The sequence below is a fragment of the Mycobacterium mantenii genome, assembly GCF_010731775.1.
Taxonomy (GTDB): Bacteria; Actinomycetota; Actinomycetes; order Mycobacteriales; family Mycobacteriaceae; genus Mycobacterium; species Mycobacterium mantenii.
In genome coordinates, this window is record NZ_AP022590.1 from 4,159,457 (window position 1) to 4,183,924 (window position 24,468).

The 24,468-nt window shown below is 67.0% G+C and carries 18 protein-coding genes; 10 read left to right on the forward strand and 8 right to left on the reverse strand.

Annotated features, from left to right (window positions below):
- The first annotated feature begins 17 nt into the window (after positions 1-17).
- From G6N50_RS18845 to ag85C, 4 genes are all read left to right on the forward strand, one after another.
- Entirely contained in the window at positions 18-470 is a 453-nt protein-coding gene (locus tag G6N50_RS18845) for a MarR family winged helix-turn-helix transcriptional regulator (protein ID WP_083094657.1), read from the forward strand.
- Positions 467-1,297, forward strand: a complete 831-nt coding sequence (locus G6N50_RS18850; protein WP_083094658.1) for an ATP-binding cassette domain-containing protein — start codon at positions 467-469, stop codon at positions 1,295-1,297. Before G6N50_RS18845 ends, G6N50_RS18850 begins: the two co-directional genes overlap by 4 nt.
- On the forward strand, positions 1,287-2,105 hold the full coding sequence (locus G6N50_RS18855) for an ABC transporter permease (protein WP_083094659.1): 819 nt from the start codon (positions 1,287-1,289) through the stop codon (positions 2,103-2,105). The genes G6N50_RS18850 and G6N50_RS18855 overlap by 11 nt, the downstream gene beginning before the upstream one ends.
- 234 nt (positions 2,106-2,339) lie before the next feature.
- The gene (gene ag85C / locus G6N50_RS18860) at positions 2,340-3,365 is read left to right on the forward strand and encodes a diacylglycerol acyltransferase/mycolyltransferase Ag85C (RefSeq protein WP_083094660.1); all 1,026 of its coding nucleotides are present in this window, start codon (positions 2,340-2,342) and stop codon (positions 3,363-3,365) included.
- 58 nt (positions 3,366-3,423) lie between these two features.
- Here the strand turns inward: ag85C and G6N50_RS18865 are convergent, their stop codons facing one another.
- The 4 genes from G6N50_RS18865 to G6N50_RS18880 all read right to left on the reverse strand — a co-directional run bounded on the left by G6N50_RS18865 (position 3,424) and on the right by G6N50_RS18880 (position 8,509).
- Complete coding sequence (locus tag G6N50_RS18865) at positions 3,424-4,110, reverse strand: YoaK family protein (RefSeq protein ID WP_083094761.1); 687 nt, start codon at positions 4,108-4,110, stop codon at positions 3,424-3,426.
- A gap of 70 nt (positions 4,111-4,180) precedes the next feature.
- Positions 4,181-5,536 carry a maltokinase N-terminal cap-like domain-containing protein gene (locus G6N50_RS18870; protein ID WP_083094661.1) on the reverse strand — a complete coding sequence of 452 codons (1,356 nt, stop codon included), beginning with the start codon at positions 5,534-5,536 and terminating at the stop codon, positions 4,181-4,183.
- A complete protein-coding gene (gene treS / locus G6N50_RS18875) occupies positions 5,533-7,305 on the reverse strand; it encodes a maltose alpha-D-glucosyltransferase (RefSeq protein ID WP_083094762.1) in 1,773 nt (590 codons plus the stop codon). Before treS ends, G6N50_RS18870 begins: the two co-directional genes overlap by 4 nt.
- A 121-nt stretch (positions 7,306-7,426) precedes the next feature.
- On the reverse strand, positions 7,427-8,509 hold the full coding sequence (locus G6N50_RS18880) for a S1C family serine protease (RefSeq protein ID WP_083094662.1): 1,083 nt from the start codon (positions 8,507-8,509) through the stop codon (positions 7,427-7,429).
- Between the two features lie 173 nt (positions 8,510-8,682).
- Between G6N50_RS18880 and G6N50_RS18885 the strand changes: the two genes are divergently transcribed.
- Positions 8,683-9,108 (forward strand): TIGR03668 family PPOX class F420-dependent oxidoreductase, encoded by a 426-nt coding sequence (locus G6N50_RS18885; protein ID WP_083094663.1) that lies wholly within the window; start codon positions 8,683-8,685, stop codon positions 9,106-9,108.
- A gap of 143 nt (positions 9,109-9,251) precedes the next feature.
- The gene (locus tag G6N50_RS18890; protein WP_083094664.1) at positions 9,252-11,411 is read left to right on the forward strand and encodes an elongation factor G-like protein EF-G2; all 2,160 of its coding nucleotides are present in this window, start codon (positions 9,252-9,254) and stop codon (positions 11,409-11,411) included.
- Between the two features lie 23 nt (positions 11,412-11,434).
- Here the strand turns inward: G6N50_RS18890 and G6N50_RS18895 are convergent, their stop codons facing one another.
- Positions 11,435-13,039 (reverse strand): FadD7 family fatty acid--CoA ligase, encoded by a 1,605-nt coding sequence (locus tag G6N50_RS18895; RefSeq protein WP_083094665.1) that lies wholly within the window; start codon positions 13,037-13,039, stop codon positions 11,435-11,437.
- A gap of 240 nt (positions 13,040-13,279) precedes the next feature.
- Between G6N50_RS18895 and oxc the strand changes: the two genes are divergently transcribed.
- Positions 13,280-15,031, forward strand: coding sequence for an oxalyl-CoA decarboxylase (oxc, locus tag G6N50_RS18900; RefSeq protein WP_083094666.1), 1,752 nt, complete (start codon positions 13,280-13,282; stop codon positions 15,029-15,031).
- Here the strand turns inward: oxc and G6N50_RS18905 are convergent.
- Positions 15,015-15,947 (reverse strand): LysR family transcriptional regulator, encoded by a 933-nt coding sequence (locus G6N50_RS18905; RefSeq protein ID WP_083094763.1) that lies wholly within the window; start codon positions 15,945-15,947, stop codon positions 15,015-15,017. The two genes, oxc and G6N50_RS18905, sit on opposite strands and share 17 nt — an antisense overlap.
- Positions 15,948-16,339: 392 nt before the next feature.
- Here G6N50_RS18905 and G6N50_RS18910 point away from each other — a divergent pair, with 392 nt between their 5' ends.
- Together G6N50_RS18910 and car are read left to right on the forward strand one after the other, a co-directional pair.
- On the forward strand, positions 16,340-17,095 hold the full coding sequence (locus G6N50_RS18910; protein WP_083094667.1) for a L,D-transpeptidase: 756 nt from the start codon (positions 16,340-16,342) through the stop codon (positions 17,093-17,095).
- A 139-nt stretch (positions 17,096-17,234) separates the two neighbouring features.
- On the forward strand, positions 17,235-20,816 hold the full coding sequence (gene car / locus G6N50_RS18915; protein WP_142275506.1) for a carboxylic acid reductase: 3,582 nt from the start codon (positions 17,235-17,237) through the stop codon (positions 20,814-20,816).
- Between the two features lie 10 nt (positions 20,817-20,826).
- Here car and G6N50_RS18920 read toward each other — a convergent pair whose 3' ends face one another.
- On the reverse strand, positions 20,827-21,444 hold the full coding sequence (locus G6N50_RS18920; protein WP_142275507.1) for a hypothetical protein: 618 nt from the start codon (positions 21,442-21,444) through the stop codon (positions 20,827-20,829).
- Positions 21,445-21,625: 181 nt separating this feature from the next.
- Between G6N50_RS18920 and G6N50_RS18925 the strand changes: the two genes are divergently transcribed.
- The gene (locus G6N50_RS18925; RefSeq protein ID WP_083094766.1) at positions 21,626-22,570 is read left to right on the forward strand and encodes an NADP-dependent oxidoreductase; all 945 of its coding nucleotides are present in this window, start codon (positions 21,626-21,628) and stop codon (positions 22,568-22,570) included.
- On the opposite strand, the gene G6N50_RS18930 is transcribed toward G6N50_RS18925, so the two are convergent.
- Positions 22,562-24,361 carry an NRAMP family divalent metal transporter gene (locus tag G6N50_RS18930; protein ID WP_083094668.1) on the reverse strand — a complete coding sequence of 600 codons (1,800 nt, stop codon included), beginning with the start codon at positions 24,359-24,361 and terminating at the stop codon, positions 22,562-22,564. The genes G6N50_RS18925 and G6N50_RS18930 overlap by 9 nt on opposite strands.
- Positions 24,362-24,468 lie beyond the last annotated feature (107 nt).

Consider the following 24,468-nt stretch of genomic DNA (forward strand, 5'->3'; position numbering starts at 1 on the left):
AGGTATTATGGGTGCATATGAGATCACGCACTGATGTTGCCGGCGAGCTGTTCGGCGTGGTCGGCAGGTTCCGCCGGCAACTCCGCAGGTCGGCCGGTCGTGGGTTCGATACGTCGCGGCTTTCCGAGTCGCAGTCCGAGCTGTTGTGGCTGGTCGGCCGGCGACCCGGGATCTCGGTGAGCGCGGCCGCCGCCGAGTTGGGGCTGGTGCCCAACACCGCCTCGACCCTGGTCACCAAGCTGGTGTCCTGCGGATTGCTGCTGCGGACGGCCGGCGACACCGATCGCCGGGTGTGCCAACTCCGGCTCGCCGAGCCCGCCCAGCAGATCGTCGACTCATCCCGTGCCACCCGGCGAGCGCTGTTGTCCGAGGTGATCGACGAACTCGACGACGACCAAATCGAGTCTTTGACAAAGGGATTGGAGGTCCTCGACACGATGACCCGAAAACTGCGGGAGCGGCGATTATGAGCGGATCGCTGCCGATGGCGGTCGACGGCCGCCATCTGACCTATCGCTACGGCCGGTTCACCGCGGTCGATGATGTGACATTGCAGGTGCGGCCCGGCGAGACCATGGGCTTGCTGGGGCCCAATGGCGCCGGCAAGACGACCATGGTCCGGATGCTGACCACCTTGACCCCGGTGCAACACGGCGAACTGCGCATCTTCGGAATGGACGCCCGTCGCCAAACAACCGACATCAGAAGCAACATCGGCTATGTGCCGCAACAGCTTTCGATCGAGCCCGCATTGACCGGCCGGCAGAATGTCCAGTGGTTCGCGCGGTTGTACGGCGTGCCCCGCGCCGAGCGCGCCGACCGCGTCGATCAGGCGCTGGTCGCCATGGATCTCATCGACGTGGCCGACCGGCTGGCGTCGTCCTACTCCGGCGGCATGGTCCGCCGCCTCGAGGTGGCGCAGGCGCTGGTCAACCGGCCGTCGCTGTTGGTGCTCGACGAACCAACCGTCGGCCTGGATCCCATCGCGCGTGACGGCGTGTGGGCGCAGGTGCAAAAGATGCAGGCCCAGTTCGGCATGACCGTGCTGCTGACCACCCACTACATGGAGGAAGCCGACGCGCTGTGCGACCGTGTTGCGCTGATGCACCGCGGCCAATTGCGGGCCGTCGGAACCCCCGGCAAGTTGAAGGCGACAGTGTCGCCGTCGGCCACGCTCGAGGATGTGTTTCGCCACTACGCGGCATCGGGTCTCGACGAAGAAGATGAATCGTCGGAGACCAACGGGTCCCTTCGCGAAATCCGGTCCAGCAGAAGGGTGGCGCGCCGTGTCGGTTGATAACGCCATGGCAGGAATGCTGATTCGCGCCCCGCGCGGCTGGCAGCGAGTCGGCGCGCTGTCCAGTCGCATCGGGGCATTCGCGATCGTCGAACTGCAAAAATTGCAACACGACCGGACCGAACTGGTCACCCGGATGGTGCAGCCCGCGCTGTGGCTGTTGATCTTCGGGACCACGTTCAGCCACCTGCACGTCATCCCCACCGGATCGGTGTCGTATCTGGCGTTTCTTGCGCCGGGGATCATCGCCCAGTCGGCGCTGTTCATCTCCATTTTCTATGGCATACAGATCATTTGGGACCGCGACGCCGGCGTCCTGGCCAAACTTATGGTGACGCCCGCCCCGGCGTCGGCGCTGATCACCGGCAAGGCCTTTGCCGCGGGAGTCCGCTCGGGGGCCCAGGTGGTCGGCGTGCTCGCGCTGGCATACGTGATGGGCGTCGGCCTGACGGTCAACCCACTGCGAATCGTGGCTGCGATGGCCATCGTCATGCTCGGCGCCGCGTTCTTCGCCTGCCTGTCGATGACCCTGGCCGGTCTGGTGCGCAGCCGCGATCGCCTGATGGGGATCGGACAGGCCATCACCATGCCGCTGTTCTTCGCGTCCAACGCGCTGTACCCGGTCGACGTGATGCCAGCGTGGCTGCACGTGCTGAGCAAGGTCAATCCACTGAGTTACGAGGTGAACGCGCTGCGGGCGCTGCTGATCGGCACCCCCTTCAATCCGGCAGACATCGTGGTGCTGGTGGTGGCCGCCGTGCTCGGAATCATCACGGCATCAACGCTTTTGCGCCGCCTGGTCGCCTAGACCGCTGCCGGTGCGATAGCGCATGAGCTGACGCTTCGCAAGATGTCAGCACGGTTCCGAGAGCCGATCGTGACCCGGTTGTGACGATTTCTGGGCGACGCTCAATCGTTAGCTAACCGCGATCTGTCATCCCGGCCGCGACAACCGAATTCGACCCTCTCGCTGTGTTTCACTCCCCGAGAACAGATTCGACCGCACCATGCGGCAGATGAAAGTTGGGATGGGTAGAGAGCTATGTCGTTCTTCGAAAAGTTGCGTGGCGCAGCGGCTACGATGCCGCGCCGACTGGCGATCGCGGCTATGGGGGCCTCCCTGCTGTCCGGTGTCGCCGTCGCCTCCGGCGGCTCCCCCATCGCGGGGGCCTTCTCCAAGCCGGGGCTTCCGGTGGAATACCTCGAGGTGCCGTCGCCGTCGATGGGGCGGAACATCAAGGTCCAGTTCCAGGGCGGCGGATCGCACGCCGTGTACCTGCTCGACGGCCTGCGCGCGCAGGACGATTACAACGGCTGGGACATCAACACCCCCGCCTTCGAGGAGTTCTACCAGTCCGGCCTGTCGGTGATCATGCCCGTCGGCGGCCAGTCCAGCTTCTACAGCAACTGGTACCAGCCGTCCTCGGGTAACGGACAGAACTACACCTACAAGTGGGAGACGTTCCTGACCCAGGAAATGCCGCTGTGGATGCAGGCCAACAAGCAGGTTTCCCCCTCCGGCAACGCCGCGGTGGGGCTCTCGATGTCGGGCGGCTCCGCACTGATCCTGGCGGCCTACTACCCGCAGCAGTTCCCGTACGCCGCCGCGCTCTCGGGCTTCCTCAACCCCTCCGAGGGCTGGTGGCCCACCCTGATCGGCCTGGCGATGAACGATGCGGGCGGGTACAACGCCAACAGCATGTGGGGTCCGTCCAGCGACCCGGCGTGGAAGCGAAACGACCCGATGGTCCAGATTCCGCGGCTGGTCGCCAACAACACCCGCATCTGGGTCTACTGCGGTAACGGCACGCCCAGCGACCTCGGCGGCGACAACATGCCGGCGAAATTCCTGGAGGGCATGACGCTGCGCACCAACGAGCAATTCCAGAACAATTACGTGGCCGCGGGCGGACGCAACGGTGTGTTCAACTTCCCGGCCAACGGGACGCACTCGTGGCCCTACTGGAACCAGCAGTTGCTCGCGATGAAGCCCGACATGCTGCAAACCCTCAACACGGTCAACGCCGCACCGGTTAGCCCACCCGCGGCTACCCAGCCCGCGACCTGAGCCCGCAAGCCGGCATCGGCAGTAGCGCACCGGTCAGCGCTACTGCCGATGCTGTTTTTCACGCCTCGTTGAGCAGGGCCCGGCGGTCGGAGTGGAAGTACGTGTAGCCGGTGGTGCATGCGCACACGACGGTGGCCACCACCAGCATCCATGTCCCGTTGACCAGCGTGCTGATGAACCCGCCCACCGTTGCGCCCGCCGCGAAGCCGGCGAACAGCAGGAAGTAGCCCAGCCAGTCGGCCGCCGAGCCGCCGGCGATGTGGCGTTCGATCCCCTGGCCCATCTTCACCAGCGTGCCGGTCACATAGCTCAGCGGGACCGACACCTCGCCGTCCTTGACGAACGACGTGTTTAAGGCGCCAATCCCGAAGGCCACCAGCATGATTGGCGCGAAGTCGAGCAGATTCTCTTCCCAGCCCTCGTCGATGACGTCGGCGACGGTGGCGGCCGCCAGGCTGAACGTCGTCAGCACCGTCGGGCCGTGCGGGTGCGCCACCCAGAAATGCCGCCGGCAGACCGAGGCGACCACCACGCCCGCGACGAAGCAAACGATCAACACCCCAGCCGTCACCGACAGCAGCACGTCGCCGCGGAAATACCCGAGCACCGCGCGCTGGGCGTTGCCGGTCATGAACGTCACGAAGTAGCCGGCGGAGTGGGTGAACGCGGTGGCCCCCAGCACGCCCGCGAGCGCCGCCAGCACCCACGACAACCGCGACTCGCTGTTGTTTATCTCACTTGGCACACCGCACATGCTGTCAGACGTCCGCAGCACGCGCAGCGGACGTGAGCTCGGCCCCGATGGCGGCGACCCGCTAGGCGGCGGTGAGACGAGCGATGGAGCGCAACGGAATCGGCAGCCAGCCCGGCCGGTGCCGCGCCTCGTAGCCGGCCTCATAGACGGCCTTGTCAAGCTCGTAGGCGGCCAGCAAGTGCGCGGAATCACGCGGGTCGATCCCGGAGGCGGCCGCGTAGCCGTCGCAGAACGCGGTGCGGTTGCGCTCCACCCACTCGCGGGCGCGGGCCGCCAACTGCTTGTCGTCCGCCTGGTCGACCAGCGGGCCGTACGCGGCGTATTCGAACGACCGCAGCACGCCGGCCACGTCGCGCAACGGCGAATCGGGAGCGCGGCGCTCCTCGAGGGGCTGTCCCGGTTCGCCCTCGAAATCGATCAGCAGCCAGCGCTCCGGCGTGCGCAGCACCTGGCCCAGATGAAGATCGCCGTGGACGCGCTGCACGGTGATAGTGTCGGCGACCAACTTTCCGAAGCGCTCTTCGATCGTCGCCGCGTGCTCCTTGAGCTCGGGAACCAGGGCCACGGTCGACGACAGCCGCGCCAGCACGTTGTCCACCGGGAATGCGGCCTGGGAGGTTCCGAGGGTCTCCGCCAAGGTCGCGTGCACCGAGGCCACGGCCTCGCCGAGGCGGTAGGACTCACCGGCGAAGTCGCCGCCGACCTCGTACGCGTACAGGTCGCCTTCGGCGAACAGGTCACGCACGCTAGCCGTGGCCATCGCCCAGCCTTCTGCGGCATTGGCGGCGAACTCGGTCACCATGCCCAACGGCCACGCCGCGTCGGCACTACCGTCGGAACCCGTCATCTCGTAGGTCCCCAGCAGCCGCGCCACGTGCGGGTTGCCGGCCCGGCCCAGCACCCGGTTCAGTTCGATGTCGGGGTTGATGCCGCTGCTTACCCGGCGGAACACCTTGAAGATGGCGTCCCGGTCGAAGATGACGCTGGTGTTGGACTGCTCGGCGTCGGACACGTGCGCCATCGCCTCCAGCGGAAGCTCCGCGTCCGGCTCCTTGGCGAATTTCACCTCGACACCCGACGCGCTGCGTGTGGCGGACGAGTCGATCAAGGAGAGCAGAAACTGCGGCGCATCGGCGTCATACATCGCGTCGAAGCCCGTCCGGTCGTCGACCGAACCGATGGTGGCGACGCTGCTGTACTCGGAGAACAGAGCGGCATCCCACCGGACGATCACCTGGTAGCGGTGCCGGGAGCCGTCAGCGTAGTCGGCGTCGACGAGCACCAGGTCAAGATCGTCGTCGAGCGGGACGACCACGCTCGCCTCGGCACTGGACAGTTCACGGTTGCGTCCGGCGTACCAACGTTGCTGCGGAAGCCAGTCCGACCAGGGCAGCCTGGCCGGTTGGGTCGTTGTCATGTGTCCTCCTCGCATCCGGTCAGCTGGAACCAGTAGAACCCGTGTCCGGGCAGTGTGAGCAGATAGGGCAGGTGTCCGATGCGCGGGAACTCCACCTGCCCGGTCAGCTCGACCGGCGTGCAACCGCTCCAATGCTGCAGATTCAGTTCAATCGGTTGGGGAAAACGCGACAGGTTGTTGACGCACAGCACGGTGTGATCGCCGTCGGATGATTGCCGCACGAATGCCAGTACCGACGGGTTCGAGCCGCCCAACTCTTCGAAAGTCCCGATCGCGAAGGCCTCGTGCCGGCGCCGCACGGCCAGCATCGTCCTGGTGAAGTTGAGCAGCGAGGTGGAGGTGTCACGTTGTGCCTCCACGTTGACCGCTTGATAGCCATAGACGGAGTCCTGGCTGGGCGGCAGGTAGAGCCGGCCCGGGTTGGCCTTGGAAAAGCCCGCGTTGCGGTCCGGTGTCCACTGCATCGGGGTGCGCACCCCGTCGCGGTCACCCAGCCAGATCACGTCGCCCATGCCGATCTCGTCGCCGTAATACAGGACCGGCGAACCGGGCAGCGACAGCAGCAGCGCGGTGAACAGCTCGATCTGGTTGCGGTCGTTGTCCAGTAGCGGCGCCAGCCGGCGGCGGATGCCGACGTTGGCCTTCATCCGCGGATCCTTCGCGTACTCGGAGTACATGTAGTCGCGCTCTTCGTCGGTGACCATTTCCAGCGTCAACTCGTCGTGGTTACGCAGAAAGATCCCCCACTGCGCCATGTCCGGGATCTCGGGCGTCTGGGCCAGGATCTCCGATATCGGAAAACGTGATTCCCGGCGCACCGCCATGAAGATGCGCGGCATCAGCGGGAAGTGAAACGCCATGTGGCATTCGTCGCCGCCGGTGGTCGCCTCGCCGAAGTACTCGACGACGTCGGCCGGCCACTGGTTGGCCTCGGCCAGCAGCACCCGGCCGGGGAATTCGTCGTCGATGACCTTGCGTACGCGCTTGAGGAAGGCGTGCGTCTCGGGCAGGTTCTCGCAGTTGGTTCCCTCCCGCTCGAACAGGTAGGGCACCGCGTCCAGCCGGAAACCGTCGATGCCCAGCTCGAGCCAGAAGCGGAGCACGTCGATCATGGCTTCCTGCACGGCCGGGTTGTCATAGTTCAGGTCGGGCTGATGGGAGAAGAACCGGTGCCAGTAGAACTGCTTGCGCACCGGGTCGAAGGTCCAGTTCGATTCCTCGGTGTCGATGAAGATGATCCGGGCGTCGGTGTACTTCTCGCTGGTGTCGCTCCACACGTAGAAGTCGCCGTACGGGCCGTCGGGGTCATGCCGCGACTCCTGAAACCAGGGGTGTGAATCCGATGTGTGGTTCATCACCAGGTCGGTGATGACCCGGATGCCCCGCTCGTGCGCGGCGTTGAGCAAGGCGACGAAATCCTCGACCGTGCCGAACTCGGGCAGCACCTTGTAGAAGTCCCGGATGTCGTACCCGCCATCGCGCAGGGGCGAGTCGTAAAACGGCGGCAGCCATATGCAGTCGATGCCCAGCCATTGCAAATAGTCGAGGCGCCCCAACAGCCCACGCAGGTCGCCGGCGCCGTCGGCGTTGGCGTCGAAAAATGCCCGAACCAGCACCTCGTAGAACACCGCATGCTTGAACCACGTCGGGTCGGTGGGCAGCGCGGCGGCGTTGTTGAAGTCCTCGGCGTCGGGGTGCTCGACGACCCCGTCCTGGACGTGACTGCCGCCCTCGGGATGGTGCTCGACAGCTTCTCTTGCGTCGTTCATCAAATCCACGATGCCACGGGTACCCTGGGCGCGACTTTCGGAATCACGCCCCCGCGCTTACGCCGAAACACGCCCGGCAGCAAACGAATTGGCCACCAATCGAGTCTCGCCGGCGCGGATATCAGGCCGGCGGTCCCTCCGCCAGTGTGATGTTCGCGGTGCGCTCGCCGCCCTCGTTGGACCGGTAATGCACCGCGATGGTGTCTCCCGGGTGATGCGGGACGAGCACCTCGGTCATGGAGGTCGCCCCGTCGATGGCGACGTTGTCGACGCCGGTGATCACGTCGCCGGGCGCGATGCCGGCCGCCCCGGCGGGACCGGTGCTGACCACCCGTTGCACCCGCGCGCCGTTGCCGTTGGTGTCCGCCACACCCAGGCCGAGGAAGCCGGTGGGACCGATGTGCACCGTGTTCGACCCGGCGCCGGACCGGATCTGCCCGGCGACCCCCATCGCGCGTCCGATGGGAATGGCGAAGCCCTGCCCGCCGGACATCTTGTAGCTGTCGGTGGCGGCGGTGTCCACGCCGATCACCTGACCGGCGTTGTTCACCATCGGCCCGCCGGAGTCACCCGGCTTGATCGGGGCGTCCGCCTGAATCAGGCCGCCCAGGCTCTCTTGCGCGCCGGTCAGCGTGTCGGTTGCCGAGACGCTCTGGTTGAGCGCGACGACCTTGCCGGTCACCGCGTTGGGGGTGCCGCCCTGGCCGCCGACGTTTCCGAGCGCGACGATGGGCTCGCCGACCGTGGCTTCGCCGCCGATCGCGGCCGTGGGCAGGCCGGCCGCCCCGCGGAGCTGCAGCACCGCGATGTCCTGCGTGCGGTCGTAGCCCACCACGTCAACGGCGTAGGTCTGCCCGTTGCCGACGTCGAACGCGCTGATGTCGGTGGCCCCGGAGATCACGTGGTTGTTGGTCAGCACGACGCCGTTGGGATCGATCACGATGCCGGTTCCGGCGCCCACCGCGTTGTTGTAGCCGAATTTGGTGTCGATGTTGACCACCTGCGGCCCGACCTGACCGACCATCGCCGACGGATCCAGCGGCGCCTGGGGACGGTCGGTGAACCGGTCCAGGGCCAGAGTCGAGGGCGACGCCGAGGCCGGCGCGAGGCCTACACCGGATCCCAGGCCGAGGCCCAGTCCGACCACGGTCAGCACGCTGACCGCCCATGACCACCAGGCCGAGCGGTGGTGCGGTTTGCTCATCGGTGTCACCCTCCTGCTTCGCGGTAGCGAACTAACTGTCCCGGCCTCAGGCTCTTGGCGGCACATTTGTGTGTATATAACCGTAATGCAGGTAGCTATGCACGGCATGTGTCAGGTTCTGATCAACCTCATCGGCTCCGGCGCCTGTGGTTGCCGCGTCCTAAGCTGACACGGTGGGCGAATTCAACCCCCAGGCCTGCTTCACCCGATCCCCCGTAGCCCGACTGGCCACGGTCACGCCCGGCGGCCAACCCCACCTGGTGCCGGTGGTCTTCGCGGTCGCCACCGAGCCCCGAGGCGGATCCGACCTGGTGTACACGGCCGTCGACGCGAAACCGAAGGCGACGCGGCGGCTGCGCCGGTTGGCCAACATCGACAGCAACCCCCGAGTCAGCCTGCTCGTCGATCACTACGCCGACGACTGGACCCAGCTGTGGTGGGTGCGCGTCGACGGTGTCGCCACGGTCCACACCGACGGGGCCGCCGTTGATCTGGGATATCACCTGCTGCGCACGAAATACCCTCAGTACCAATCGGTTTCGTTGGACGGCCCGGTCATCGAGGTAGCCGTGCAGCGGTGGTCCAGCTGGCATCACTAACCGGTGGCCGCCGGCGCTTGCGGCGGACGTGGGCACCCGATCTGGCCCGACGGTCTTGTGGTCTACCGAGGTTGGGTGAATGGTAGCTAGATAGGTGCTTGCTAGGTCAGCAACGGTGCGCCCGGGCAACCTGGAGGAAAGTCATGGCCGACAGGACGAATACTTCCCAAGGAGCGGGGACCGTTCCGACCGCCAACGGTCCGGACGAGATTCGCAACGTGGTGCTGGTGGGCCCGTCGGGTGGCGGCAAAACCACACTCGTAGAAGCCCTGTTGGTCGCGGCCGGCGTGTTGACCCGAAGCGGTTCCGTCGCCGACGGCAGCACCGTCTGCGACTACGACGAGGCCGAGATCCGCCAACAGCGGTCCGTGGGCGTCGCCGTGGCGTCGCTGTCGCACGACGGCGTGAAGGTCAACCTGGTCGACACACCCGGGTACGCCGACTTCGTCGGCGAGTTGCGGGCCGGGCTGCGGGCGGCGGATTGCGCGCTGTTCGTGATCGCGGCCAACGAGGGCGTCGATGAGCCCACCAAATCGCTGTGGCGGGAATGCAACCAGGTCGGCATGCCCCGCGCGGTGGTCATCACCAAACTCGACCACACCCGCGCGAATTACTCCGAAGCGCTGGCCGCGGCGCAGAACGCATTCGGCGACAAGGTGTTACCGCTATACCTGCCCACCGGCCTGCCCACCTGCAGCGGCCTGATCGGACTGTTGTCGCAGAAGCGTTACGAGTACGGCGACGGCAAACGGACCGTGCAGCCACCGAATCCCTCCGACGCCGAGCAGATCGAGGAAGCGCGCGGCGCCCTGATCGAAGGAATCATCGAGGAGTCCGAGGACGAGTCGCTGATGGATCGCTATCTCGAGGGCGAGGCCATCGACGAATCCGTGCTGATCGCCGATCTGGAGCGGGCAGTCGCCCGGGGGTCGTTCTTTCCGGTGATCCCGGTCTGCAGCAGCAGCGGCGTCGGCACCCTGGAATTGCTTGAGGTCGCCACCCGCGGGTTTCCGTCTCCGCGGGAACACCCGCTGCCGGAGGTCTTTACGCCCGTGGGTGCGCCACACGCCGCCCTGACATGTGACGTGGACGCGCCGTTGCTCGCGGAGGTGGTGAAGACGACGTCGGACCCCTACGTGGGCAGGGTCAGCCTGGTCCGGGTGTTCTCCGGCACCATCAGGCCCGACACGACGGTTCATGTGTCGGGCCATTTTGCGTCGTTCTTCGGCGCTACCAACGGCAATGGCCATGTGCACCCCGATCACGACGAGGACGAGCGCATCGGGGTGCTGTCCTTCCCGCTGGGCAAGCAGCAGCGCCCGGCCCCGACCGTGGTGGCGGGGGACATCTGCGCGATCGGCAAACTGAGCCGCGCCGAAACGGGTGACACCCTTTCGGACAAGTCGGAACCGTTGGTCTTGAAGCCGTGGACCATGCCCGAGCCCCTGCTGCCGATCGCCATTGCCGCCCACGCCAAGACCGACGAGGACAAGCTCTCGGTGGGACTGGGACGGTTGGCCGCCGAAGACCCGACGTTGCGGATCGAGCAGAACCCCGAAACACACCAGATCGTGCTGTGGTGCATGGGCGAATCCCACGCCGGTGTGGTGCTCGACGCGCTGGCCAATCGGTACGGCGTCACCGTCGACACCGTGGAACTCCGGGTCCCGCTGCGAGAAACGTTCGGCGGCAAGGCCAAAGGCCATGGCCGCCACGTCAAACAGTCCGGCGGGCATGGGCAGTACGCGGTGTGCGACATCGAGGTGGAGCCGCTGCCGGAAGGCGCCGGGTTCGAGTTCGTCGACAAGGTGGTCGGCGGAGCCATTCCGCGACAGTTCATTCCGAGCGTGGAGAAGGGCGTGCGCACCCAGATGGAGAAGGGCGTGCACGCGGGCTACCCGGTGGTCGACATCCGCGTCACCCTGCTCGACGGCAAGGCGCACAGCGTCGACTCGTCGGACTTCGCGTTCCAGATGGCGGGCTCGCTAGCGCTGCGGGAGGCGGCCGCGGCGACCAAGGTGGCGCTGCTCGAGCCCATCGACGAGATCTCGGTGCTGGTACCCGACGACTTCGTCGGGGCGGTCATGGGTGATCTGTCCAGCCGGCGCGGCCGGGTCCTCGGCTCCGACACCGCGGGCAGCGAGCGCACCGTGGTCAAGGCCGAGGTGCCCCAGGTGGAGTTGACGCGCTACGCCATCGACCTGCGGTCCCTGGCGCACGGGGCCGCCTCGTTCACCCGGTCGTTCGCCCGCTACGAACCGATGCCGGAATCCGCGGCCGCGCGGGTGAACACCACCGTCTAGGACCGCAGGCGCCCACCGGAGTCTCACGCCTTGCGGCCGAACTGCTGGGCCACCGCGCGGCGGTCCAGCGAGCCTTTCGCGGTGTGCGGCAACTCGCCGGCCTGCTGGAACTCGGCAGGCACCTCGAAGGGCGCCAACCGGTCACGGCAGAACGCCGTCAGTTCGTCGGCCGTCGGTGCGGCGGAGCCGCGGGCGACGATGACCGCGGCCACGGTCTCGCCGTACAACTTGTCCGGCATGCCGAACACGCCGACCTCGAGCACGTCGGGATGGCTGGCCAGCACACCCTCGACACGTTCCGGCGAGATCTTCTCCCCGCCCCGGTTGATGAGCTCCTTGATCCGGCCGCGGATGACGAGATCACCGGACGGCGACAAGGTTCCCAAATCGCCGGTGTGCAACCAACCCTGGGTGAAGTTGGCAGCGGTGATGGACGGGTCGCCGAGGTAGCCGCGCACCACGGTGGGGCCGTGCAGCCAGACCTCCCCGACGGTCTCCGCGGGCAGCGTATGCCCGTCGGACCCGACGATCCGGATTTCCGGCCCGGTCGACCGGCCGACGAGACCCGGTGTGGCGCCAGGTTTTTCGCTGCCGCCAGCACCGCCGATGGCCGTCGTCGCCACCTGGTGAGTCGACTCGGTCATCCCGAATGCGCACACCACCGGCGCCGAGAACGTGTCGTGCAGTGCCTGAGCCGTTTCGGCGGTCAGCGGCGCGCTGCAACTGCGGATGAATCGCAGGCTCGGCGTGCCGCCCGGGTGCTCGGTTCGGGCGCGTTCCAACAAGATCTGGTGAATCGTCGGGACGGCGGTGTACCAGGTGGCGCCGACGGCCCCGATGTCGTCCCAGAACGTGTGCGCCGAGAATTTGCCGCGCGCGGGCAGCAACACCGCTCCCCCGGACGCCAGGGTGCCCAGCAGCGCGGCGAGCAGACCGTGCCCGTGGTAGAGCGGCATCACCGCCACCGTCGCATCGCGCGGGCCCAGCCCGTACCCGGCGATGATCGCGGCCACCGAGCTGGCCATGTTGTGGCGCGTCCAGGGGACCATCTTGGGCACACCGGTGGTTCCGCCGGTGAACATGATCATGGCGTCGTCGTCGCGCAGCCCCTCCGGTGTCGACACATCGGTGCGGGGTGCCGCAGTCAGATTCAGGCTGACCGCCGGGGCGGTCCCGCCAGACCGTAGGGTCACCGCGATCGGCCACCGCGGCGGGCCGCCCGGCGCGGTCGCGTCGCTGTCCGCGTCGCCGGATTGGTCGACGAGCACCGCCCGAGCCCCCACCGCCTCGCTGCGGGCATACTGCTCGGCGATCGGCAAAGCCGGATCCAGCGGAACCGCAACGAGATCCGCTCGCGACGCCGCCAGCAGCCCGACGACGAATTCGGCATTGCTGCCGGCGCGCAGCGCGACCCGGTCGCCCGGCAGCAGGCCTCCGGCCTTCAGCCGTGCGGCCAGATCGTCGACCAATACGATCACCTCGCGGTAGCTGACCGGTATGCGCTCGGCGGTGACGACCAGCGCCCGTGCCTCCGGCGACCGGCGAGCCGCCGCCTCGACCAGATCGGCGATGCGCGGGCTCTCGGATTCCGTCGACCCCGCGCCGCTGTCGATCGCGTCAGACCTCATCTCCGCACTCCTTCCCCTTCTGCTGCCGATGCCACCCTGCCGGGCGGCCATCTCGTCCGTCCAATATCGATTCGCTCACGATCGATAACCGCCGACTATCGATCCGCGGTAGCGTCGACCTGAACAGGGACGATAGACAAAGTCAATCGTCGGATAGCGGCTCCGTCTTGGACATGTGGTCGACGCTGGGGCCACAGTGATGGCCAAGGCAGTACCGCATGCATCCCGAGGAGTCGCCACATGTCCACCGCTTCGGCATCTCCTAACCCGACACGCCTGATCGACGGCTTCCATCTCGTGGTGGACGCCCTCAAGGCCAACGACGTCGGCACCATCTACGGGATCGTCGGCATCCCTGTCACCGACCTCGCCCGCGTCGCGCAGGCGTCGGGGATCCGCTACATCGGTTTCCGGCAGGAGACCTCGGCCGGCAACGCCGCGGCCGCCGCCGGATTCCTCACCCGCCGGCCCGGCGTGTGCCTCACCACGTCGGGACCCGGCTTCCTCAACGGCCTACCCGCGCTGGCGAACGCCACGACGAATTGCTTTCCGATGATCCAGATCTCCGGATCCAGCAATCGCGCCCTGGTAGACCTGCAGCGCGGCGATTACCAGGACCTCGACCAGCTCACCGCGGCCAAGCCGTTCGCGAAGGCGACATATCGGATCAGCCGGATCGAGGACATCGGGCGCGGCGTCGCGCGCGCCATTCGCACCGCGGTCTCCGGACGGCCCGGCGGCGTCTACCTGGACATCCCCGGTGAGGTACTGGGTCGGGTCATGGACGCCGTCGCCGCGGCGGACACGATCTGGCGGGTCATCGACCCCGCGCCCCGGCAGCTGCCGGCACCGGACGCGGTCGATCGTGCGCTGGGCGTGCTGGCCCACGCCGAGCGGCCGCTGATCGTGCTCGGCAAGGGCGCGGCGTATGCCCAGGCCGACAACGTGATTCGGAAATTTGTCGAGTCCACCGGCATTCCGTTCCTGCCGATGTCGATGGCCAAGGGCCTGCTGCCGGATTCCCACCCGCAGTCCGCGGCGGCTGCCCGCTCACTGGCGATCGCCCGCGCCGACGCGGTGCTGCTGGTCGGCGCGCGGCTGAATTGGCTTCTGGGCCACGGCGAGTCACCCCAATGGCGCCCCGACGCCAAATTCGTGCAGGTGGACATCGCCGCGTCCGAGTTCGACAGCAACCAACCGATCGCGGCACCGCTGGCCGGCGACATCGGCTCGGTGATGTCCGCGCTGTGTGACGGTGTAGCCGCCCGGCCGATCACCGCGCCGCCGGAGTGGGCCGGCGAACTGGCTGAGCGCACGGCACGCAACGACGCCAAGATGAGCGCTCGGCTGGCCGAAGATCCGCACCCCATGCGTTTTTACAACGCCCTCGGCGCGATTCGCGCTGTGCTGCACGATAACCGCGATGTGTACGTCGTCAACGAAGGGGCTAACGCGCTCGACTTGGCGCGCAATATCATCGACATGGAGCTGCCGCGACACCGGCTCGACACCGGAACCTGGGGTGTGATGGGCATCGGGATGGGCTATGCCATCGCCGCCGCCGTCGAGACCGGCAGGCCGGTGGTCGCGATCGAGGGTGACAGCGCATTCGGCTTCAGCGGCATGGAGATCGAGACCATCTGCCGCTACCGGCTGCCGGTCACCGTCGTGATCCTCAACAACGGCGGCGTCTACCGCGGCGACGAGGCCACACCCGGCACCGCCGCGACGGCATCGGATCCGGCACCGACAGTATTGAATGCCCGGGCGCGCCACGAGCTGCTCGCGGAAGCGTTCGGCGGCAAGGGATATCATGTCACCACTCCATCGGAGCTGCGCGCTGCGCTGACCGAGGCGATCGGCTCTGGGGCACCGTCGGTCATCGACTGTGAACTCGACCCGGCGGCGGGCGTGGAAAGCGGGCATCTGTCGAACCTGAACCCGGCCAGCGCGGCCACCCCGGCGCCGGCCGCGGTCAGCGCCGGCGCGTGATCCCCAACAGCTGCGCTTCGAAGAACTCGTCGAGCGCCAGCTGTCCGGCGGACGCGGCCAGCGCGCGGGCGATCGGCGATCCGGGCCCGGCCGAGTTGGTGGCCAGGGCGACATCGGCTTTGAGCACCGGATCGACCATCTCCACCGCCCGGATGTCGGGCCCCAACGGCGACGTCCACAGCCACGTGTGCGGCACGATGGACGCCCAGTTACCCGCGGACGCCTGCGCGAACAGGGACGCGACGGAATCGGTTTCGACCTGCGGACTGACGGTGATGGAATGATCGGCGAAGGCTTTGTCGATGATCTGTCGGTCGCGCATGTCGGGGGTGAGCAACGCCAGCGGCAGCTGCGCCGCCTCGGCCCAGGTGATCGTCGCCGCACCGGATCCCACCATGTCCGTCGGCGCCAGCAGCACGTAGCGCTCCTTATACAGCGGAACCAAGTTCACCTCGTGCGCCTCGCCGGGCCCGGCATGCACGATGGCGGCATCGAGCTCGAATTCGCGCAGGCGCCGGAACAGTTCGGTGGCCGCGAGCCGAGAGAGGATGTGCACCTTCACCAACGGGTGCGCAGAGCAGAACGCAGACAGCACCAGGGACGCCGTCGTGGATGCGGTGGGAACGGTACCCAGCCGCAACGTCCCGGTGATGCCTGAGCGCACGGCGTCCACTTCGGACTTGAACGCATCGTGCTCGGCGAGAATCCGCCTCGCCCACACCACCAACCGCTCGCCCTCGGGCGTGAGGCCCTCGAAGCTGTGCCCGCGGTTGATCAGCGTGACATTCAGCTCCCGTTCCAGCTTCGCGATTGCGGCCGACAACGCCGGTTGGGATACGAAGCACTTTTCGGCCGCCCGGGCGAAGTGCCGCTCGGAAGCGACCGCAACGAAGTACTCCAGTTGACGGAAGAGCACCCGCACTCCTCGTGTTCGGGCTCGGTCTTGGGCACCGATCTCGCTGAGGCTAGCGCGTCGCCCGCGGGCGGACCAAGCCAGGTTTAGTCACGACCGTGGCGGCTATTCCTATGTATTCGGCCGTGCGGGCCGGCCGAACACGATGACCGCGAAAATCGCGCTATCGCTGCCACTTTCACGCAACTGCGGCACGGACTCGGGATATGGTCGCGGATGGCGGACCACGCGGCGGTACCCATTCGCCTCAATTCCAACACGGTTGAACTCAATCAGTGATCGAATCGTTACCGTGGTGGCCGGGCCAACCTGTCATTGTTTGCTGAAACGGGTGATCAGTGGGTAACCAGTAGAATATCGGTGTGTTGGTCGCACCATCTCGAAGGGTGGACGCTATGCGTCGGGGTGTTCGTTATTTATTTGTTATGGTCGCGATCACGGCCGTGGGCCTGGTGGCACCGGTCGCTCGTAGCACCGCCGCCGTGCCCCTGCCGCAACCCACGCCCGAAGTCGACTCGATTTTGCCCGCCAACGGCGCCGTGGTAGGCGTCGCCCATCCGGTGGTGGTGACGTTCACCGCCCCGGTGGCCGATCGGGCCGCCGCAGAGCGGTCGATCCACGTTACGTCGCCCAGCGGCACCCCCGGACACTTCCAGTGGGTCCAGAACAACGTCGTGCAATGGGTGCCGAACCAGTACTGGCCCGCCCACACCCACGTGTCGGTCGGCATCCAGGCCCTGACGACGGGCTTCGACACCGGTGATGCGCTTCTCGGGGTTGCCAGTATCTCCAAACACACCTTCACCGTCAGCAGGGACGGAGAGGTGCTGCGCACCATGCCCGCGTCGATGGGCAAGCCCAGCCGGCCCACCCCGATCGGCAGCTTCACAGCACTGGAAAAGCAGCGGACCGTGGTGATGGACTCGCGGACCATCGGCATCCCGCTCAGCTCCCCGGAGGGATACAAGATCACCGCCTCATACGCCGTTCGCGTCACCTGGAGCGGCGTCTACGTGCACTCCGCCCCGTGGTCGGTCGATTCCCAGGGCAACTCCAACGTCAGCCACGGCTGCATCAACCTCAGCCCCGACAACGCCGCCTGGTACTTCAACGAGGTGAATGTCGGCGATCCCATTCAGGTCGTGGCCTAAGCAACACCCGCCCCCGGCGCTCTCCAGCCTTAACGTCGCGCCTCCGTCGCGGTGTGATAACCGTCACGTCCGTCGAACGGAAGCCTGACCCGCGAGGGTTCGTTCAGGTAGAACGACAGATCGCAACGAGAGGCCGGCCATGACCGATGACGCGAAGCGCACGAAAGTTAGCTCTAAAAGCCCGATCAGCGCAACGCGGCAACAGGTGACCCAACGCATTCGCGAGTTGAACGCCCACGACGGCGAGTTCCGTGCCGGCACGCCCGATCCCGGCCTGCAGCGCGCGGCACGCCAACCCGGCCTTCGACTCCCGCACATCCTGGAAATCTTTGCCGAGGGCTACGCCGATCGCCCAGCACTGGGCTGGCGCGCCCGCTCTTTGAGCACCGACCCCGCCACCGGCCGCACCAGCGCGCCGCTGCTGACCCGCTTCGACACCATGACCTATCGCGAACTGTGGGCCAATGTCCGCGCCATCGCTGGCGCCTGGCGACACGACGTCACCAATCCCGTTGCGCCCGGCGACTTCGTCGCCACCGTCGGTTTCTCGAGCGCCGAGTACCTCACCATCGATCTGGTGTGCGCCTACCTCGGGCTGGTGGCCGTGCCACTGCAGCACAACACGACGGTGTCACGGCTGACGCCGATCGTCGAGGAGGTCGAGCCATCGATTTTGGCGGCCGGCGTGGAGTATCTCGACCTCGCCGTCGAAGCGGCGCTGGGTAGCTCGTCGTTGCGGCGTTTGGTGGTTTTCGACTACCAGCCCGAGGTCGACGATCAGCGCGAGGCCGTCGAACGCGCGCAGGCGAAGCTGTCGAGTGCCGGCATCACGGTGACCATCGAGACCCTCGATGAGGTGATCGAACGCGGGCGAACCCTGCCGCCGGAGCCGATGTTCACCGGCGACACTGACGAGCGGCTGGCCATGATCATGTACACGTCGGGCAGCACCGGATTGCCCAAGGGCGCGATGTACACCGAGCGGATGTTGTGCAAGCTGTGGACCACCGAACTGATGCCCGACTTCGCGGACACTCCGGTGATCAACGTGAATTTCATGCCGCTGAATCATCTGGGTGGCCGGATACCGCTGTCGACGGCGTTCCAGGCGGGCGGAACCAGTTATTTCGTCCCGGAAAGCGACTTGTCGACCCTGTTCGAAGACTGGAACCTGGTGCGGCCCACCGAATTGGGGCTGGTGCCGCGGGTAGCGGAGATGCTGTACCAGCGGTACCAAAGTGCGGTCGATCGACTCGAAGTTTCGGGTGCGGATACCGCCGCCGCCGAGGCGCAGGCACAAGCCGAGCTGCGCGAGCGGGTCCTCGGTGGACGCATCGTGACGGCCTTCTGTGGCACGGCACCACTGGCGGCGGAGATGCGAACGTTCATCGAAACCTGTTTGGACGTGCACGTTCTGGACGGGTACGGCCTGACCGAGGTCGGCATGGTGACCAAGGACGGCCGGATCACCCAGCCCCCGGTGCTGGACTACAGGCTTCTCGATGTTCCCGAGTTGGGTTATTTCCTCACCGACAAGCCTTATCCGCGAGGCGAATTGCTGGTGAAGTCGCTGACCGCCACACCCGGATACTTCAAGCGACCCGACGTCACCGCCAAGGCGTTCGATCCCGACGGCTACTACCGCACCGGTGACGTGATGGCCGAGCTGGAGCCGGGCCGGTTCGCCTATGTCGACCGTCGCAACAACGTCCTGAAGCTGGCCCAGGGTGAGTTCGTCGCCGTGGCGCGCCTGGAGGCGGTGTTCTCCAGTGCGGCCCTCGTGCGCCAGATCTTCGTCTACGGCAACAGCGAACGCCCCTATCTGTTGGCGGTTGTCGTCCCGACCGACGATGCCGCGGCGAAGTACGCCGGCGACGCCGCCGGACTGAAGGCCGCGCTCAGCGCATCCCTGCGCCAGTCAGCCAAACTCGCCGACCTGCAGTCCTACGAGGCGCCCGTCGACTTTCTGGTCGAGACCGAGCCGTTCAGCGAGGACAACGGCCTGCTCTCCGGGGTGGGCAAGCTGCTGCGGCCAAAACTCAAGGAACACTACGGCGCTCGGCTCGAACAGCTATACACGGAGCTGGCCGAAAACCGGGTCACCGAGTTGCGCGCCCTGCGCGAGGGCGCGGCCGACCACCCGGTGATCTTCACCCTCACCCGCGCCGCCGAGGCGCTGCTGGGCCTGGCCGGCGGTCCGCCCGGGCCGAACGCCCTGTTCATCGAGCTCGGCGGCGATTCCCTGTCGGCGCTGACCTTTTCCAACTTGCTGCACGACATCTTCGGCGTCGACGTGCCGGTGGGAATGATCACCGGCCCGGCAACCGATCTGGGTCAGCTCGCGGAATACATCGAGTCCGAGCGCGAGTCCGGGTCGCGACGACCCACCTTCGCAACGGTGCACGGACGCGGGGCAACGCAGGTCCGCGCGGCGGATCTCACATTGGACAAGTTCATCGATGCGGCCACCCTGGCCGCGGCCCCCGCGCTGCCGCGCGCGACCGGCGTACCGCAAACCGTGCTGCTCACCGGCGCCAACGGCTACCTCGGACGTTTCCTGGTTCTGGAGTGGCTGGAAAGGCTCGCCGAGACCGGCGGGAAACTCATCTCCATCATCCGCGCCGCCGATGTCGAGGGCGCCGCCAAACGACTGGAGGCGGTGTTCGACAGCGGGGATCCGCAACTGCTGGAGCGGTTCCACACGCTGGCCGCCGACCACCTCGAGGTCATCGTCGGCGATATCGGCGAGCCGAATCTTGGTTTGGCACAAGCGACCTGGGAACGCTTCGCACGGGATGTGGATCTGATCGTGCACCCCGCCGCACTTGTCAACCACGTGTTGCCCTACGACCAACTCTTCGGCCCCAATGTCGTGGGGACCGCCGAGCTGATTCGCCTGGCGGTGACGACACGGATCAAACCCGTCACGTATATGTCGACCGTAGCGGTGGCCCTGTCGGTCGATCCCGCCGCGTTCGCCGAGGACGGCGACATCCGCAGCGTCAGCGCGTTACGGCCGGTCGATGACAGCTATGCGAACGGGTACGCGACCAGCAAGTGGGCCGGTGAGGTGTTGCTGCGCGAGGCGCACGACCTGTGCGGATTGCCGGTCGCGGTGTTCCGGTCCGACATGATCCTGGCGCACAGCCGGTACGCCGGGCAGCTGAACGTTCCAGATGCGTTCACCCGCTTGATATTCAGCCTGCTGACCACCGGGATCGCACCGGCATCCTTCTATCAGACCGATCCGCAGGGAAACCGGTCGGTGGCCCACTACGACGGCCTACCCGCCGACTTCGTGGCCGAAGCGGTGACCACCCTCGGTGAGCAGATCGCCACGGCCGCTGGAGATTCCGCAGCTTACCGCTCCTTCGACGTGATGAACCCGCACGACGACGGAATCTCGCTGGATGTGTTCGTCGACTGGTTGATCGCCGCTGGGCACGGCATCCGGCGCATCGACGACTACGACGAATGGCTGAGCCGGTTCACCACGGCCCTTCGTGCCCTGCCGGACAAGCAGCGTCAGCATTCGGTGTTGCCGCTGCTGGACGCCTACCGGAAACCCGAGACACCGTTGCGCGGCGCGCCCGCCCCCACCGAGGTCTTCCGTGGCGCGGTGCAGGCCGCGAAAATCGGCGCAGAAGCCGATATTCCGCATCTGTCGGCGGCCTTGATCGACAAGTACGTCACGGATCTTCGCTTGCTGGGCTTGGTGTAATCACGAGGAGCTAACCGGGCAGCCCGTTCTTGATCGCGGCATCCTGCTTGCGACCGACGTCGAGGGCGAAGGCCGGATCGATCGGGTCGTTGGGCGCGCTGTCGAATTCCAGGGTGACCAGTGCCTTACCCTCGGTGAAGACCAGGACCGTCATCGCTTGGGAGTTGTCCGGTGAGGTACCCGAGATCATCGTCCCGTTGGCGCCGACGGCAAGCGGTTGCCAGCTCCCACTCACCTTGCCGTTGTAACTGCGTTGGGTGGTGGCCAATTCGGCCGCAGCCGACGATGGATCCGCCGCGACCACGATGGTGTCCCACAGCCGACGGCTGCTGTCGGTGTTGGCGAACAGCTGGGCGACCCCCGGCGCGTTGTTGGGATTGAGCATCGGCGACTGCGGCGCCGTGAGGCCGCCCCCGACGTCGTTCGGCTTGATCAACAAGAAGCCGTAGTCCGAGGGCTGGCCCGACGGCGGCCCAGTGACCACGCTCGAACTGGTCGAAGCGGCGGTGCTCGACGCCGTCGCCGATGACGGCGAGGCTTTGTCGGCGCTGCCGCATCCGGCGCTCGCGGCGCCGACCACGACGACGACAACGGCCCAGCCGGCCATGCCGATCCGATCAACCTCCACGCACTTTCCTTCCACATGTCATCGGTATCCGGCTCGCACCGCGGCTCCCGACGCCGCCGGCGAAATGCTGGTGTGAACCAGGCGTGCTACGAACATATGCCCACCGCGCCCCCGGTGGGTAGCGCTTTGACGTGCCTATGCTGGCGTGGGTGACAGCATCCTCGCGCGGAACGGAATCGGTATGACGGCTGCGGCGGCGCGCGCGGTACGGTTCGACCGGTACGGGGGACCCGAGGTCCTGTACGTGGCCGACATCGAGATGCCCTCCCCCGGGCCGGATGAGGTGGTCGTCGAAGTGCGCGCCGCCGGGATAAACCCCGGCGAGGCCGGCATCCGGGTGGGGGCAATGCACGAAATGTTCCCGGCCACCTTTCCCTCCGGTGAAGGCAGTGATCTGGCCGGCGTCGTCACCGCCGTCGCCCCCGGGGTCACCGAGTTCTCGGTCGGCGATGAAGTCCTGGGGTTCAGCCTGCGCCGGTCCAGCCACGCCACCCACACCGCGGTTCCGGTCGACCAATTGATCCGCAAGCCCGCCCAACTCGGTTGGGAGGCAGCGGGTTCACTCTATGTCGCCGGTGTGACTGCCTACGCGGCCGTCCGCGCGGTGGCGCCTCAACCGGGTGAGACGATTGCCGTGTCGGCCGCCGCGGGCGGGGTGGGCAGCCTGGTCGTGCAGCTTCTGGTATTACGCAAGGCGCGGGTGCTCGGCATCGCGGGGCCGGGTAACGCCGACTGGCTGCGCGCGCACGGCGTTGTCCCGATCGCCTACGGTGACGGGCTCGCCGAGCGGTTGCGTGAGGCGGCGCCGGACGGAATCGACGCGTTCATCGACCTGTTCGGCCCGGACTACGTCCAGCTCGCCGTCGATCTCGGCGTGGCGCCCCAGCGGATCGACACCATCATCTCCTTCCAGAAGGCGGGCGAGGTCGGCGCCAAGACCGAAGGCAGCATGGATGCCTCGACACCCCAGGTGCTCGCCGAGATGGCCGACCTGATCGCGTCCGGCGCCATCGACTTCGACATCGCCGCGACCTACCCGCTGGACCGGGTCGCCGACGCGTATGCCGAGCTCGAGCAGCGGCACACCCACGGGAAAATCGTTCTGCTGCCGACCAACTCACAATGAGGTGGCCGGCCCGACCACACCGGCTTGGACGATTTTGATGATGACGAAAGCGACCGCCACCACCAGGTACCCCCGCAGCGTGAATAGCCCCGCCCGGCGCATCGGCGACATCGTCGGCCGATCGAGCATCGCGAGGTGGGGGGTCTGCCAGCCGGCCCGGTCCTGGCGACGGATGGCCCGCCGCTCGGCACGCGTCAGCGACGAGGCGCCGTCGAGTTCGTCGACCTCCTCCGGGTCCAGGCCGAGCGTGCGCACGATGGCGTTGGCGTCGGACAGGTTGCGGCATCGCCGGCCGGCGATGATCATTATCGTGCCGCCGACGATGCCTAGCACCGCTCCGCCGGCAAGGCCCTCCTCGAGAGTGGCGGTGGACAGGTCCGGGAAGAACGTGGCGGCCGTCAAAGCCAGCGACAGCAGCACCAGACACCACACGATGGTCCACGCAATGATGTTCTGCCGCACGGTGTTCACCCACGGGCCCAGCACCGCCCGGTCGTTGCACAGCAGCACCAGAAACACGGTGGCCGAGGGAAGCAGGACACCGGCGAGCGCCTGGACGCCCTGGGTCACCAGGCCCAGGATGTGGTCGGGGCTGAAGGAGACCGCCGCCGAAACGCCGAGCAGTATCGCGTAGCCGCCGTAGAACAGCGGGGCCTCGCTGATCTTCCAATGCAACGAGTGCCGCTTGCCCATGGCGTCACCGACCGCATAGGTGGTCGCCAGGCCGACGGCGTTGGCGCCGATCAGTGACGCGTCCAGCAGGATGATCGCGAACAACACACCCACCGTGCCGCCCAGGTGCCTCGACAATCCCGAAGCGACCGCGCCCGCATCGGTGAAGTGACCCGCATCGGCGGTGCCGGTCAATCCGAACGCCGCGACGACCATCAGCGCCGTCGCGCCGACCATGACCACGACGATTCCGATGGCCAAATCCGCTCTCCCATAGGGAATCCAGCGGGCGGTGATGCGCTTGTCCACCACGTTGGACTGCTGGAAGAACAGCTGCCACGGGGCGACCGTGGTGCCCACGATCGCGACCACCAGCAGCAGCACCGTCGAGTTGAGCCCACCCGGGAACTGCGGTATCAGGCCGGCCACGGTCGCTTTCGGGGTCGGGTGCACCAGCCAAACCATCGGGAAGATCAGCACGTTGACCGCGATCAGCAGGAACATCAACCGCTCCCAGCGGCGGAACGACCCGCCGGCCACCACCGCGAACAGCAGCACGGCCGCGGCCGGCACGGCGACGATCCTCGGGCAACCTAGGTACCCGAGAGCCAATGAGACACCGATGAATTCGGTCACGATCGTCAAGGCGTTCAGGACCAACAGATCACCCACGCTGAAGGCGCCCCAGAACTTGCCGAACCGCTCGAATATCAAGCGCGCGTGCCCAACCCGGGCCACGGCACCGAGCCGCAGCACCATTTCCTGGTTCACGTACAGCACCGGAATCAGCAGTGCCAGCGTCCACAACAGGCCCATGCCGTAGTTCTGGCCGGCCTGCGCATAGGTCGCGACGCCACCGGCGTCGTTGTCGCCCACCATGACGATCAGTCCGGGACCGGTGATGACGGCCAGTGTGCGCAGGCGGCGCCAACGCCCGCTGAACGCCCCGTAGGTGCCGTCTCCATCGCGCCGGATGCGCCCGAACGCGCCGACGATGTCGCCAACGTGTCCGGAATCCAGCACCGTCCAGCTCTGCGTCTCGCCGGGTACGCCTTCCGGCGCGGCAGCGGTCCGGCCGAACCCCGAGCCGCGGCGGCCGCCGGTGTGGATCGAAGTCATCGAATCCTCGCTATCTCGAAGGGTTCTCACCTCGCGGTGAGGCAGTCGTGGTTGCGGCACTCAACGCGCCCGCGGCGACGGGCGGCACTGGGGTGGCCCAGCGGCGC

Coding starts and splice junctions, on each gene's coding strand:
- G6N50_RS18880 (WP_083094662.1), bottom strand. CDS start 8,509: ATGAGCAAACCGCACCACCGCTCGGCCTGGTGGTCATGGGCGGTCAGC.
- G6N50_RS18895 (WP_083094665.1), bottom strand. CDS start 13,039: ATGAGGTCTGACGCGATCGACAGCGGCGCGGGGTCGACGGAATCCGAG.
- G6N50_RS18925 (WP_083094766.1), top strand. CDS start 21,626: ATGACGGCTGCGGCGGCGCGCGCGGTACGGTTCGACCGGTACGGGGGA.
- G6N50_RS18850 (WP_083094658.1), top strand. CDS start 467: ATGAGCGGATCGCTGCCGATGGCGGTCGACGGCCGCCATCTGACCTAT.
- car (WP_142275506.1), top strand. CDS start 17,235: ATGACCGATGACGCGAAGCGCACGAAAGTTAGCTCTAAAAGCCCGATC.
- G6N50_RS18845 (WP_083094657.1), top strand. CDS start 18: ATGAGATCACGCACTGATGTTGCCGGCGAGCTGTTCGGCGTGGTCGGC.
- oxc (WP_083094666.1), top strand. CDS start 13,280: ATGTCCACCGCTTCGGCATCTCCTAACCCGACACGCCTGATCGACGGC.
- treS (WP_083094762.1), bottom strand. CDS start 7,305: ATGAACGACGCAAGAGAAGCTGTCGAGCACCATCCCGAGGGCGGCAGT.
- G6N50_RS18930 (WP_083094668.1), bottom strand. CDS start 24,361: ATGACTTCGATCCACACCGGCGGCCGCCGCGGCTCGGGGTTCGGCCGG.
- G6N50_RS18890 (WP_083094664.1), top strand. CDS start 9,252: ATGGCCGACAGGACGAATACTTCCCAAGGAGCGGGGACCGTTCCGACC.
- ag85C (WP_083094660.1), top strand. CDS start 2,340: ATGTCGTTCTTCGAAAAGTTGCGTGGCGCAGCGGCTACGATGCCGCGC.
- G6N50_RS18870 (WP_083094661.1), bottom strand. CDS start 5,536: ATGACAACGACCCAACCGGCCAGGCTGCCCTGGTCGGACTGGCTTCCG.
- G6N50_RS18910 (WP_083094667.1), top strand. CDS start 16,340: ATGCGTCGGGGTGTTCGTTATTTATTTGTTATGGTCGCGATCACGGCC.